12 protein-coding genes are annotated in these 12584 nt (G+C 70.1%); 2 read left to right on the top strand and 10 right to left on the bottom strand.

Annotation, left to right across the window (positions count from 1 at the left end; all coding sequences use genetic code 11):
• Positions 1 to 4: 4 nt before the first annotated feature.
• From IEW13_RS00390 to IEW13_RS00370, 5 genes are all read right to left on the bottom strand, one after another.
• Positions 5 to 706, bottom strand: coding sequence for a redox-sensing transcriptional repressor Rex (locus tag IEW13_RS00390; RefSeq protein WP_229744828.1), 702 nt, complete (start codon positions 704 to 706; stop codon positions 5 to 7).
• A 348-nt stretch (positions 707 to 1054) separates the two neighbouring features.
• Positions 1055 to 1303 (bottom strand): glutaredoxin family protein, encoded by a 249-nt coding sequence (locus tag IEW13_RS00385; RefSeq protein ID WP_188548946.1) that lies wholly within the window; start codon positions 1301 to 1303, stop codon positions 1055 to 1057.
• A gap of 212 nt (positions 1304 to 1515) precedes the next feature.
• Positions 1516 to 1614 carry a 30S ribosomal protein bS22 gene (locus IEW13_RS00380; RefSeq protein ID WP_003792170.1) on the bottom strand — a complete coding sequence of 33 codons (99 nt, stop codon included), beginning with the start codon at positions 1612 to 1614 and terminating at the stop codon, positions 1516 to 1518.
• A gap of 147 nt (positions 1615 to 1761) precedes the next feature.
• On the bottom strand, positions 1762 to 2427 hold the full coding sequence (locus tag IEW13_RS00375) for a potassium channel family protein (RefSeq protein WP_188549206.1): 666 nt from the start codon (positions 2425 to 2427) through the stop codon (positions 1762 to 1764).
• Positions 2428 to 2440: 13 nt separating this feature from the next.
• Positions 2441 to 3880 (bottom strand): TrkH family potassium uptake protein, encoded by a 1440-nt coding sequence (locus IEW13_RS00370; RefSeq protein WP_188548945.1) that lies wholly within the window; start codon positions 3878 to 3880, stop codon positions 2441 to 2443.
• Between the two features lie 105 nt (positions 3881 to 3985).
• On the opposite strand from IEW13_RS00370, the gene IEW13_RS00365 reads away from it, so the two are divergent.
• Together IEW13_RS00365 and IEW13_RS00360 are read left to right on the top strand one after the other, a co-directional pair.
• Entirely contained in the window at positions 3986 to 5188 is a 1203-nt protein-coding gene (locus IEW13_RS00365; protein WP_188548944.1) for an acetoin utilization protein AcuC, read from the top strand.
• Between the two features lie 222 nt (positions 5189 to 5410).
• Positions 5411 to 6448 (top strand): putative endonuclease domain-containing protein, encoded by a 1038-nt coding sequence (locus tag IEW13_RS00360; protein ID WP_188548943.1) that lies wholly within the window; start codon positions 5411 to 5413, stop codon positions 6446 to 6448.
• Between the two features lie 267 nt (positions 6449 to 6715).
• Here IEW13_RS00360 and proC read toward each other — a convergent pair whose 3' ends face one another.
• The 5 genes from proC to IEW13_RS00335 all read right to left on the bottom strand — a co-directional run bounded on the left by proC (position 6716) and on the right by IEW13_RS00335 (position 12579).
• A complete protein-coding gene (gene proC, locus IEW13_RS00355) occupies positions 6716 to 7540 on the bottom strand; it encodes a pyrroline-5-carboxylate reductase (RefSeq protein ID WP_188548942.1) in 825 nt (274 codons plus the stop codon).
• A 475-nt stretch (positions 7541 to 8015) separates the two neighbouring features.
• Positions 8016 to 8960 carry a sugar phosphate isomerase/epimerase family protein gene (locus IEW13_RS00350; protein ID WP_188548941.1) on the bottom strand — a complete coding sequence of 315 codons (945 nt, stop codon included), beginning with the start codon at positions 8958 to 8960 and terminating at the stop codon, positions 8016 to 8018.
• A gap of 105 nt (positions 8961 to 9065) precedes the next feature.
• Positions 9066 to 10031 (bottom strand): Ppx/GppA family phosphatase, encoded by a 966-nt coding sequence (locus IEW13_RS00345; RefSeq protein WP_188548940.1) that lies wholly within the window; start codon positions 10029 to 10031, stop codon positions 9066 to 9068.
• Between the two features lie 91 nt (positions 10032 to 10122).
• Positions 10123 to 11460: an NADP-specific glutamate dehydrogenase gene (gene gdhA / locus IEW13_RS00340; RefSeq protein ID WP_188548939.1), complete on the bottom strand. Its 1338-nt coding sequence runs from the start codon at positions 11458 to 11460 to the stop codon at positions 10123 to 10125.
• A gap of 183 nt (positions 11461 to 11643) precedes the next feature.
• Positions 11644 to 12579: an enoyl-CoA hydratase/isomerase family protein gene (locus IEW13_RS00335; protein WP_188548938.1), complete on the bottom strand. Its 936-nt coding sequence runs from the start codon at positions 12577 to 12579 to the stop codon at positions 11644 to 11646.
• Positions 12580 to 12584 lie beyond the last annotated feature (5 nt).

Genomic DNA, 12584 nt, shown 5'->3' with positions numbered 1-12584 from the left:
GTGCTCAGCTCACTTCCTGGTGCTCGTCGGCCGGCGGCTGCCCGGCGTGGAAGGCGAGGATCTGAAGTTCGGTGGACAGGTCCACATTGCGCACCTCGACCGAGGCCGGCACGTTCAGCACCACCGGCGCGAAGTTCAGGATGCCGGTCACGCCGAGCGCGATCGCCTGGTCGGCGGCCCGCTGGGCGGCGAGGGCCGGCACTGCGATGACCGCCATCGTCGAGGGGGGATCGGCGATCAGCTCGGCCAGGTCGTCGGTGTGCCGGATCGTCACGCCACCGACCCGTGTGCCGATGGCGGCGGCATCGACGTCGACGATGCCCGCCAGGGAGAAGCCACGCTCGGTGAACCCGGGGTAGGCGGCCAGTGCCCGTCCCAGGTGGCCGGCACCGATGATGACCACGCGCCAGGGCCGGTTGAGGCCGAGGCAGTCGCGCAGGGTCGCGATGAGCGGGTCGACCTGGTAGCCGACACCGCGGGTACCGGTGGACCCGAGGTGGGCGAGGTCTTTGCGGAGAGTGGCCGGCCCGACGCCGCTGCGCACCGCGAGTTCGGCCGAGGGGATCGTGCGTTCCCCGGCGGCGGCGAGATCGGTGAGCACCTGAAGGTAGCCGGGGAGGCGGCTCACCACTGCGTCCGGGATGTCGCGCCGCGCGAGGGTTGCTTTCCTCCAGGGCAGCCGACCGGACGATTCAATTCCGGTCACCTCCGCTGCGCCTTCCCCTCCACCGTCAACGACCTTTCCCATGCTCGCCCCATCTGCCTGCCCGTCTATCAATCGTAGGGGCACGGGAACCAATTCACAAAGTGAGAATCCTTCCCTCACCTGGGGATTCACTCGCCGATGCGGGTCCGGATCGGCCGGCGGATGCATTGGTGTATCCGGAAACCATTTCCGCGGCAGAGTAGCTGTCCTGGTGACAGGGCACATTCGGCTATCACACCGCCGCCGGCGACGTGGTGGCGGGGGCCGCCCGGACGGTCCGCAGATCCAGGCTCCGGAGCCCTTCCGAGAAGCCTGAGGGTCCCCGGGTGGCGAGGCGCCGGTGCCCGGTCAGTTCTCGGCGTGGGCGAGGGCGAGGTCCAGCCGCTGGGGGTCGACCCGGTGGAAGGCGTGCTGGCGGCCGTCGATGAGCACGACGGGGACCTCGTCGCCGTACCGCTCCCGGAGCTCGGGATCGGAGTCGACGTCGACCTCGCGCAGCTTCACGCCGTGCTTCCGCACGGCGGAGGCGACGATGGGCCGGGCTTCTTCACAGAGATGGCAGCCGGCTCGTGACAGCAGCTCGACTTGCGTTGCCATGTTCTCCTCGCTCTGACGATATGCGGGCCGCGCACCGGCGCGACCGTCTCCTACGATTGAGGCCGGCACAGCGCCGAGCCTCCCGCACGCTACCACTTCCGGCCGGAAAGCACGCACCCCGCTGTGGGACCGCCCTTCAGGCGGGTTCTCACAACGGGGTCGGGAGCCTGCACACGGGCGCAGGCCCGGCGCAGAGAGGCCGTAAGCGGCGCCTACTTCTTGTTGCGGCGCTGGTGCCGGGTCTTACGCAGCAGCTTGCGGTGCTTCTTCTTGGCCATCCGCTTGCGGCGCTTCTTGATCACTGAGCCCACAGTTCATACCTCCGCCGGTCTGTACGAGCGTCAACGCACACGGCCGGCGCGAGCAGGAGTGCTCAAGGCGCGACGTGTGCAACCCCACGACACTATCCGTTCACACCCCGCTGGGACAAATCCAGCCGACGCCGCCCGCTATTGGTTCTAGGGCCTGGCGGCGAAGCGGTTGATCCGGTGGATCTGTCCCGCCACCAGGAGCATGTCGTCCGGGGAGACGTAAGTGCTGGGCTCGGCGTAGGTGAAGTCCTTCCCCGGGCTCTTGATCCCCACGACCGTGACGTCGTAGTTGTCCCGGATGCGCGATTCGCTCAGCAGCTTCCCCTGCACTTCGAGCGGCGGCGGGATCTTCACCACGGCGAAGTGGCCCTCGTCGAACTCGATGTAGTCCAGCATCCGCGAGGACACCAGGTGGGCGACGCGTGCGCCGGCGTCGGACTCGGGATAGAGCACGTGATGGGCGCCGATGCGGCTGAGGATCCGGCCGTGCGCCACCGAGATGGATTTCGCCCAGATCTGCCCGATGCCAAGGTCCGAGAGGTTCGCGCAGGTCAGCACGCTGGCCTCGACCGAGGTGCCGATGCCGATCACCGCCGTGTCGAACTCGGAGGCGCCGATCTGCCGCAGCGCCTCGATATTGGTGGTGTCCGCCTCCACCACGTGCGTGAGCCGGCCGGTCCATTCCTGGACGAGGTGGGCGTCCTGCTCCACCGCGAGGACCTCGCGGCCGAGCCGCTGCAGGGTCAGCGCCGTGGACGAGCCGAAGCGCCCCAGCCCGATGACGAGCACGGGCGACTGCGCCTCCTCCTTCATCCGGCGGGTGGTCCTATCCAATGATCGGCCTTTCCTCGGGATACCTGAACAGACGTTTCTGGTTCTGCAGCGCCAGCGCCGCAGCGAGTGTGATGGTACCCAGTCTGCCTTGGAACATCAGCACGCTTAAGACGTATCTGCCCGCCGGCGGCGAGGCCTCGCTCACGCCGGAGGTGAGTCCGCTCGTGCCGAAGGCGCTCGTGACCTCGAACAGCACCAGGTCGAGCGGCAGCTTGGTCACGTGCAGCATGATGATGCTGCCGCCGACGACGGTGGCCACGCCCACCAGCATCACGGCCACCGCCAGCCGGATCGTCGCCGGGCTGATCCGCCGGTGGAACACCGAGACGTCGTCCAGGCCCCGCGCCTCGGCGAGCGCGGCCAGCAGCAGCACCGCGAGGGTCGTGACCTTGATCCCGCCGGCGGTGGAGGAGGAGCCGCCGCCGATGAACATCAGCATGTCCAGGACCAGGTGGGAGGTCTGATGCATATCGGCGATGTCCATCGTCGCGAATCCGCCCGAGCGGGGCATGACCGCGGCGAAGACGACTTCCAGGACCGTCTGCCAGAACCCCTTCGACCCCAGCGTGCGCTCGTTGTTCCACTCGAAGAGCGCCAGCAGGGCGGCGCCGATGACGACCAGGACGAGCGAGACGGTGAGCGTGAGCCGGGTGTGCAGATCCCATTTCTTCGGCCGTCGCCACGCCAGGGAGAGCACCAGGATCACCGGGAACCCGAGCGAGCCGACGAACACCGCCAGGGCCACGACGAGGAGGATCCACGGGTCATCGGCGAAATGGGCCATCCCGCCGGGGTGGATGGTGAAGCCGGCGTTGTTGAACGCGGAGATGGAGTAGAAGACCGAGTACCAGAGCGCATCCCCGAACTCCTCGCCGCGGGCGAGGAAGCGGGGGAACAGCAGTGCCGCGACGATGACCTCGGCGGTCAGAACGGTGATCACCACGACCCGCAGCAGGGTGCCGACGGCACCGAGGTTCACGGCGTTCGTGGCCTGGGCGGCGATGAGCTTCTGCCGCACGCCGAGGCGCTTGGACACGGCCATGCCCATGATGGACGCGAGGGTGAGGATGCCCAGGCCACCCACCTGGATGGCCAGGGTGATGACGCTGATGCCGAATTCCGACCAGTACTGCTCCGTGATGACGGGCGTCAGGCCGGTGACGCACACGGCCGAGACGGCGACGAACACGACGACGTTGAACTCCGCCGCGCCCTCGCCCCGGTAGGAGACCGGCAGGCTCAGCAGGCCCACGAATACGAGCACCACGGCGGTGAATGAGACCAGCGCCAGCCGGGCCGGCGTGGAGGAGGCGACTTCATCGATGACGTCCCGGAGCCACCGCACTCCTGCGGTGAGGGCCCGGCCGAAGCGGGACAGCAACGGGCGGATGGACGCGGGCACGCCTCTCCTCTCGAGCCTTGACGGCTCCATCGGCCGGCCGGCGGGTGCACGGCCGGTGTGTCGATCTTCAGGCAGTGTAGACGCCCTGGGCGTCCGGCGCGCGCACCACCGGCGCGAAGCACATAGGCTGTCTCCATGAGCGCTGACGCCACCGAGGTCCTCGTGGTGTGGGATGAGTCGTTCTCGGAGTACAACTTCGGCCCGACCCACCCCATGCATCCCCTGCGGCTGGACCTCACCGCCAAGCTCGCCATCGACATGGGGCTCTTCGATCTGAGCCGCGTGCACATCGCCGCGCCGGGGGTGGCCACCGACGAGTCCCTGGCGCGGGTGCATGCGCCGGAGTTCGTCCAGGCGGTCCGGAACGCGGAGGTGAGCGCCGACATCGCCGCGAGCGTGCGGGAGGAGTTCGGCATCGGCACCGAGGACGTGCCCCGGTTCGACAAGGTGCACGAGGCCTCGGCCCGGATCTATCAGGGCAGCGTCCTGGCGGCCGAGGCGATCTCGAGCGGCCGTTACTCGCGGGCGGTGAACTTCTGCGGCGGGATGCACCACGCCATGCACGGCAAGGCCTCGGGCTTCTGCGTGTACAACGATCTGGCCGGGGCGATCACGCATCTGCTGGACAATGGCTATGAGCGCATTGCGTATATCGACCTGGACGCCCATCACGGCGACGGCACCGAGTCGATCTTCTGGGACGACCCGCGCGTGCTCACGGTGTCCCTGCACGAGAACGGCAGGTTCCTGTTCCCGGGCACCGGTTACCCGGACGAGATCGGCGGCAACGACGCCGCCGCGAGCGCGGTCAACATCGCGCTGCCGCCGCGCACGGGAGACCAGGACTGGCTGCGGGCCTTCGACGCGGTCGTGCCGCAGGTGGTGCGGGAGTTCCGGCCGCAGGTGATCGTCTCCCAGCACGGCTGCGACGGGCACCGGCAGGATCCGCTGACGCATCTGCGGCTGAGCGTGGACGCCATGCGCGAGGCGACGGTGCGGGTGCGCGCACTGGCCGAGGAGCACACCGGCGGGCGATGGCTGGCCACCGGTGGCGGTGGCTACGAGCTGGTCGAGGTGGTGCCGAGGGTGTGGGTGAACCTGGTGGCGATCGCCGCGGGCGCCGAGCTGGCGTACACATCGGAGACCCCGGAACGCTGGCGGGAGTACGTGCTGGAGCTGACCGGGCGGGACGCCCCCCGGCACATGGGCGAGGCCGAGCTGCCCCCGGTGGCGCCGTGGACGGACGGCTACGACCCGGGCTCGGAGCTGGACCGCGCGGTGATGAACACCCGCAAGTGCGTGTTCCCGTTCTACGGTCTCGACCCCTACTACGACTGAGCCTCCCTGGGAGGCACTCGCAGAACAACCGCCTGGTGACAGAACGACACCGTAGACGGTGTCGTTCTGTCACCAGGCGGTTGTTCTGCGCGCGGCACGGCGTTCCGCTGTGCCGTGCACGGCGTAGCCGCGCCGTGTCACAGGAGCCTGGTCGCGAGGCGTCCCTCCACATGATGGACCGGATCCCTGGCTGGCGCCCTGCGGTACGGCCATGCTGGCACCATGTTCAACTCATTCACCCGCCAGCGCATCGCGATCCTCCCGGATGGCAGGCGCATCCTCGACTCAGCGCTCGGCTGCTGCGTCGCACGTGCAGCCCGCGGGATCTACGCCGTCTTCCAGCTCTGCGAAGCGGACGAGCACCGCATGTTCCACTCCTTCATCGACGATGAACGCTGGCTGCAGACGGTCGCAGCCGGGAGGCGGCCGGATGCCAGCGTCCAGGACAAGGCGAAGGCGCAGCTCGCATGGCACAGAGCCCGGCTGGTCCTGCGCCGGCCTCCCGCCGGCGCCGTGGTGAGCCATGTCTCGGCAGCCGTACTGCACGGCCTGCCGATCATTTCCGCCGTACCGGAGCTGCTGGAGTACAGCGGGCCGATCTCCCGGCGCACCGCTCACATCCGGATGCACCGGCCGCCCAGGGAAGCGGCCGAGGTCAGCAGCGTCCTCGGCAGGCCGGTCACCTCGCCGTGGGCGACCGTACGCGATCTGGCCGCCGATGCGGGACTCGCCGCGGCGATCACAGCCGCGGATCATCTGCTGCGTGGCAGGAGCATCATCACACCGGACCACTCACCCGCGGTCGTGGAGGTGTACTCACAACCTGTGTCAGAGCGACTTCGCGCGGCGCATGCCCAGGCGTCCCGGTGCCGGTCGTCGGCCGCGGCGAAGCGTTATGTGAAGGTGCTGCGGCTGGCCCGCGGGCTCTCGGAGAGCCCGGCGGAGAGCCTGGCTATCGCAGTGCTGGACGTACTCGGCCTCACCGGCGCCTATCGCCAGCAGGTGCGTCTGCTGAACCGCGAGGGCCAAGAGATCGCGCGCGTGGACTTCCTGATCGGACGCATTGTGGTCGAGGTGGACGGATGGTCAAAGTACCCGGCTGAGGATCGTGCCGCTGCCCTGCACGCATTCCGCGCGGAGAAGAGACGCGAAGACGCCATCCGGGCTCTCGGCTATACGGTCGTGCGTCTGGAGTGGGCAGACCTCATCGATCCCGCGAGGACTGCGGCCAAACTACGCGCAGCAGGTGTGCGCGTCTGAGCCCGCAAGCCGCCTGCCACTCGGGCACCCCGCCACTCGGGAGCCCCGCAAGCCGCTCGCCACTCGTGAGCCCCGCCGCCCGCAAGCCGCCTGCTCCGCCCGGGCCTCCGCCTCGCAGCGCGCCCGTAGAACAACCGCCTAGTGACAGAACACCACCGTAGACGGTGGTGTTCTGTCACTAGGCGGTTGTTTTGTGCCGCAGCGTCATCGCACGCTCACCGCCTGTGCCGCGCAGCGTCGCCACGCGCTCGCGGACGATGGCGGCGGCTACTCGGCGGCCATCTCACGGGCGCGGTCGGCGGCGGCTTTGACGGCGCGGTGCGCCACCTCCGGGAAGCCGGCTTCAGCGAAGACCGCGAGCGCCGCGGCGGTCGTCCCGCCTTTGCTGGTGACCTTGCCGCGCAACGTGCCGGCGTCGTCGGCGCCGCGGGCCAGCATGGCGCCGGCTCCGTGGGCCGTGGCGTGCACCAGCCGCACTGCCGTCTCCCGGTCGAGGCCTTCCCGCACTCCGGCCTCGATGAGGACTTCGGCCAGGTGGTAGAAGTAGGCCGTGCCGGAACCGGCGATCCCCGTCATCGCGGGAATCTGGTCCTCCGGCAGCCGCACGATCACTCCGGTGGGCGCGAACAGCTCGGTCACCCGGTCGGCGGCGGCCTCCTCCGCCGGGGAGGGATCATCGGCGACGGACAGGGACGAGGCGCCGAGGCCGATGGCGGTGGGCGTGTTGGGCATGAGCCGGACCACGGGCGCCTCCCCGCTGAGATCGCGGAGCGTGCCGATGGTGATGCCAGCGGCGACGGAGACGAGCACCTGGTCCGCGCGCAGCGGGCCCAGCCCCGCGAGCGTCTCGCGGATCATCCAGGGCTTCACCCCGAGGATGACGATGTCCGCGCCGGACGCCAGCCGGCGGTTGGCGTCGGCATCATCAGCGAGGGCCACTGCCTGGACGCCGAGCCGATCGTGCAGTGCCTGCGCACTCGCCGCGCTCCCCGTGGTGGCGGTGATGCCGTCCACCGGGTGTCCCCCGGCCAGCAGGCCCTCGATGAGGGCCGAGCCCATGGATCCGGCGCCGATGAATGCCAGCTGCGTCATGCGTCTCCTTACGTGGTGCGGTCGCAGGCCGCGCCGGCCGGCGCAACCCCCACCACCCTATCGAGACCCCGCCTGGGCGGGCGGGAGTGCTGCCGCGACGGCGTCCTCAAGGGCACCGCGCGCCGCATCCGCCGTCACAGGCCGCATCTCCGCTCGCGCCTCTGCCGCTGATCCGGGGCTCGGTCGCACAGGCAGACCACGGCCAGCGTCCACCCGCCCCGGGCACACGCGCATCGGCGCCCGATGACGTCGGCAGACCACGGCCAGCGTCCACCCGCTCCAGGCACACGCGCATCAAGGCCCGAGGCCCCCGGCAGGACCCCCCAAGCGTCCACCCGCTCCAGGCACAGGGGCATCTAGGCCCGAGGCCCCAGGCAGACCACGGCCAGCGTCCACCCGCCCCGGGCACACGCGCATCGGCGCCCGATGACGCCGGCAGACCACGGCCAGGCGTCCGTCACGGCCCCCCGGGGCGTCAGGCGCCCGGTTCTGCCTCGCGGAACGTGCCGCCGGTCTCGTCGATCCCCAGGTGCCGCTTGGCGAACTCCAGCGACTCCAGCAGCATGTCGTCGCGCTTGGCGGTGGAGGCGGCGAAACGCGTGTTGACCTCGACGACCACATCGCCGTCCCAGTTGTGCTCGGCAAGATACCTGAGGGACTCCGCCACCGGCATCGTGCCGCGCCCCGGTACGAGGTGCTCGTCCTTGACGGAGCCGGCGCCATCGGTGAGGTGGATGTGCTTCAGCCTGGGCCCGAGCCGCCGGATCATGTCCATCACGTCCGCCCCGGCGGTCGCGGCGTGGGAGAAGTCGACCGTGACGGCGTCGTAGTCCTGCGGCACCGGGTCCCAGTGCGGCAGGTAGATCATCAGCTCTCGCACGCCGGCACGCCAGGGGAACATGTTCTCGACGGCCAGGGTCACCCCGGTGCCGCGAGAGACCCGGCGCACCCCGGCCTCGAAGTTATGCGCGTAACCGCCCTGCCAGCGGAACGGCGGATGCACCACGACGGTGGTGGCGCCGACGGACTTGGCCATCTCGCAGGTCGCCAGCAGCTTCCGCCAGTGGTTCTTGCCCAGCACCCGCGGCGTGACCAGCAGCGTCGGGGCATGCAGGGAGATGACCGGGAGCTGGTAGTGCTCGACCATGTCGCGGATGTGGTCGACGTCCTGCGTCTCCCGCTCGCCGGTGATCATCACCTCGACGCCGTCGTATCCCAGGTCCGCCGCGACCGCGAAGGCCTCCGTGACGGTCATCGGGTAGACGGAAGAGGTGGACAGGCCGATGCGGATGGGATGGTCGGAGACGTGCCGGATGCCCGGGTCGTAGGGCTCACCGCGGAGGTACTGCTCACGGATCCGGCGGGCATTGCGCTTCGCCTGGCTCTTGGCCAGCAGCCGGTGCCTCTTCTTGTCACCCATGCGTCATATCCTCGTCGCTGCCGTCGCCTCGCTCAATTCGACACATTCCCGTCTCACCGCAGGCCCGTCTCACCGTAGGCCCGAACTGTCCTGTCCGGCCGCCGCTCAGCCCGGGGCGATCTCACCGGGGTCCTGATCGGGATCGTCCAGATTGTCGAGTTTGCGCATGATCAGGCCCTCGCGCAGCGCCCACGGAGAGATGACGAGCTCGTCGATCCCCAGGATGGCGCAGGCCGCCTCGGCGACGATGGCGCCGGCCAGCACCTGACCGGAGCGCGCCTGGGAGATTCCCGGGAGTTCGGCGCGTTCTGCGGGGGTGCGCTCGGCGAGCTGGTCGATGATGCCCGGCAGGTCGGAGTGCTTGAGGCTTCGCGGGACGTAGATCCCCTCAGCCGAGGGCGCGGCCCCGGCCAGCCTCGCCAGGGACCGGAAGGTCTTGGAGGAGGCGACGACGTTGTCCGGCCTGCCGACCCGGTTGATGTGCCCGGCGACGCGGCCGATGGTGGCGCGGGCGTACCGGCTCAGGGCTTTGACGTCCGCCGGGTCCGCGCGCTGTTCACGGGCGAGGAACTGCTGGTGCATGCGCCCGGCTCCCAGCGGGATGGAGTAGGCCGCGTCCGGATACTCGTCCTGGCCGGCCGCCAGTTCCAGCGATCCGCCGCCGATGTCCAGCAGCAGCAGCCGGCCCGCGGACCAGCCGAACCAGCGCCGTGCAGCGAGGAAGGTGATGCGGGCCTCGTCGTCACCGGAGAGGACCCGCAGCTTCACGCCGGTCTTCTTCTCGACGTGGTCCAGGACCTCCTGCCCGTTGGCAGCCTCGCGGATGGCGGAGGTGGCGAAGGCCATGATCTCCTCGGCGCCCTGATCCTGCGCGATCTCCAGCGCCTCCGCGACGAACGCCGTCAGCCGCTTGCGGCCCTCTCCCCGCACGGCGCCGTCGTCGTCGAGCAGCTCCGCCAGCCGGATGACCTCCTTGTGCGAGGTGGCCGGCAGCGGCGCGGCGCCTGGATGGGCGTCGACGACGAGCAGGTGGACGGAGTTCGAGCCGATGTCGAGGACTGCTAAGCGCACGCAGGTCAATCTAATGCACGGGCCGCGGATCAGTCGAAGGGACGCCCCTTGAAGACTGGATCGCGAGACGGCCGGATGCCGCGAGGGGCGACTAGATGACGCCCTGGGCGATCATCGGGCGGGCCACGGCGAGGAAGCCGGCGATGTTCGCCCCGGTCACGTAGTCACCCGGACGGCCGTACTCGTCGGCGGTCTCGGCGCACAGCTCGTGAATGCGGCGCATGATGTCCCGCAGGCGCTGCTCGGTGTACTCGAAGTCCCAGGAGTCCCGGCTGGCGTTCTGCTGCATCTCCAGCGCGGAGGTCGCCACGCCACCGGCATTGGCGGCCTTGCCGGGGCCGTAGAGCACTCCGGCCTCCTGCAGCACCGCGATGGCCTCGGGGGTGCAGGGCATATTGGCGCCCTCGACCACCGCCCGGACGCCGGCGGCCACGAGCTTGGCGGCGTCGTCGGCGTCCAGCTCGTTCTGAGTGGCGGACGGCAGCGCGATCTCCACCGGCACGTCCCAGGGTTTCGCCCCTTCCCGGTATTCCACGCCGTCGCGGCGCTCGGCGTATGCGGAAAGCCGTTCGCGTTCGACTTCCTTGATCTGCTTGAGCAGTTCCACGTCGATGCCCGCCTCGTCGACGACGGTGCCCGAGGAGTCGGAGCAGGCCACCACGTGCGCCCCGAGTTCCTGCGCCTTCTGGATGGCGTAGATGGCCACATTGCCGGAGCCGGACACCGCCATCCGCTTGCCGTCCAGGCTGGTGCCCTGCCCTTCCAGCATCGCCTGGGCGAAGTAGACCGCGCCGAACCCGGTGGCCTCCTTGCGCACCAGGGAACCGCCCCAGGAGACGCCTTTGCCGGTCAGCACACCGGACTCGTAGCGGTTGGTGATCCGCTTGTACTGGCCGAACAGGTAGCCCAGCTCGCGTTCGCCGACGCCGATGTCACCGGCCGGCACATCCGTGTGCTCACCCAGGTGCCGGTACAGCTCGGTCATGAACGACTGGCAGAAGCGCATCACCTCGGCGTCGCTGCGCCCGCGCGGATCGAAGTCCGCGCCGCCCTTGCCGCCGCCGATGGGCATGCCGGTGAGCGCGTTCTTGAACGTCTGCTCGAAGCCGAGGAACTTCACGATCCCGGCGTCGACGGACGGGTGGAACCGCAGGCCGCCCTTGTAGGGGCCGATCGCGGAGTTGAATCCCACCCGGAAACCGCGGTTGACGTGCACGCGGCCCTCGTCGTCCTGCCACGGGACGCGGAAGATGATCTGACGCTCCGGCTCGCACAACCGCTCGAAGATCCCGGCGTCCGCGAACTCCGGATGCCGCTCCTCCACCAGCGTCAGGCTGGTGAAGACCTCCTTGACCGCCTGATGGAACTCGGTCTCACCGCGATTGCGCCTCAGCACGTGGACGAATGCGGACTCCAGCCGTGTGTTCATACCCCTCCTCAAGCGCGGTCAAGCCGTCTTCACCCTACGCATCTCCGGGGCTGTGCCGTGCACCGCGCCAGCCGGTGAGACGCTGTCTGCCCGCCGCGGACGGCGTCCCCGCGGTGGCGGCCGGAACTGCCCGGTCTCCGGGGCGGGATGCCGCCACAGCACCCGGACTGGAACGTCGTCCGCTCAGCCCGGCCAGTCCTGGCGGCGGAAGCCGAAGACGGGTCTTTCCTTCATCGCGAACGCCCGGCGCGCGCCCTCCAGCTGGGACCGGAACGCCCCGGCCAGCGGCGGCGCCTCGATGTCCTCGCCCGCCAGGATGCGCTTGGCGCCCTGCTGGGAGAGGTCCGAGAGGCCCGCCACGCGCCTGGCCAGGGACATCGCGCGGGCCAGCGCGTCATCGGCGATCTCGTCGATCAGCCCGAATGCGAGCGCCTGATCCGCGTCGATGATCTCCCCGGTCAGGATGAGGTACCGGGCGCGGCCAGGACCGATCAGCTCCGCCAGCGCACGGGTCGGCCCCGGCGGGTAGACCAGGCCCAGGCGTGCGGCGGGAATGCCGAAGCGCGCTCCGGGCTGACCGATGCGGATATCACAGGCCGCGGCGAGTTCCGTGCCGCCGCCGATGCCCACCCCGCGCACTGCCGCGATGGTGGGCACCCGCACCGCGTGGAGGGCACCGAGCGCGCTCGCATTGACCTCCCAGAACTCCGCGATGTCCGCGGGCAGCTCGGCGATGTCGGAGCCGGAGGAGAAGTTCTCCCCCGCGCCGGCGAGGACGAGCGCCCGCACATCCCGCCGGGCGTCGAGTTCCCGCAGGATCTCCGGGAGCGCGCGCCAGAGCGCGACCGGCAGCGCGTTCAGCTTGTCCGGCCGGTCGAAGACGAGCGTCGCCACGACGTCCTCGTCCGCCCCCGCGGCCCCGGACCCCGCATCGGCGCCGTCGCCGGCACCGGCATCGGCCGCCCGCACGCTCTCGGTCCGCAGGCGCAGGCCCGCGGTGAGCAGCGCATCGGCGGGCAGCCGGCCGGCACGCAGGATGCCGGGGACGTCCGTGCCGAGGGCATCGTCCGGGCGGCCCCCGTCATCGACGCCGCCCGGCGGCGATCCCACCGGTCCCACGGGAC

The sequence above is a fragment of the Sediminivirga luteola genome, assembly GCF_014639315.1.
Lineage (GTDB): Bacteria > Actinomycetota > Actinomycetes > Actinomycetales > Brevibacteriaceae > Sediminivirga > Sediminivirga luteola.
Note: the sequence above shows the minus strand (reverse complement) of the source record. Positions and strands in the feature narration are given on the sequence as shown.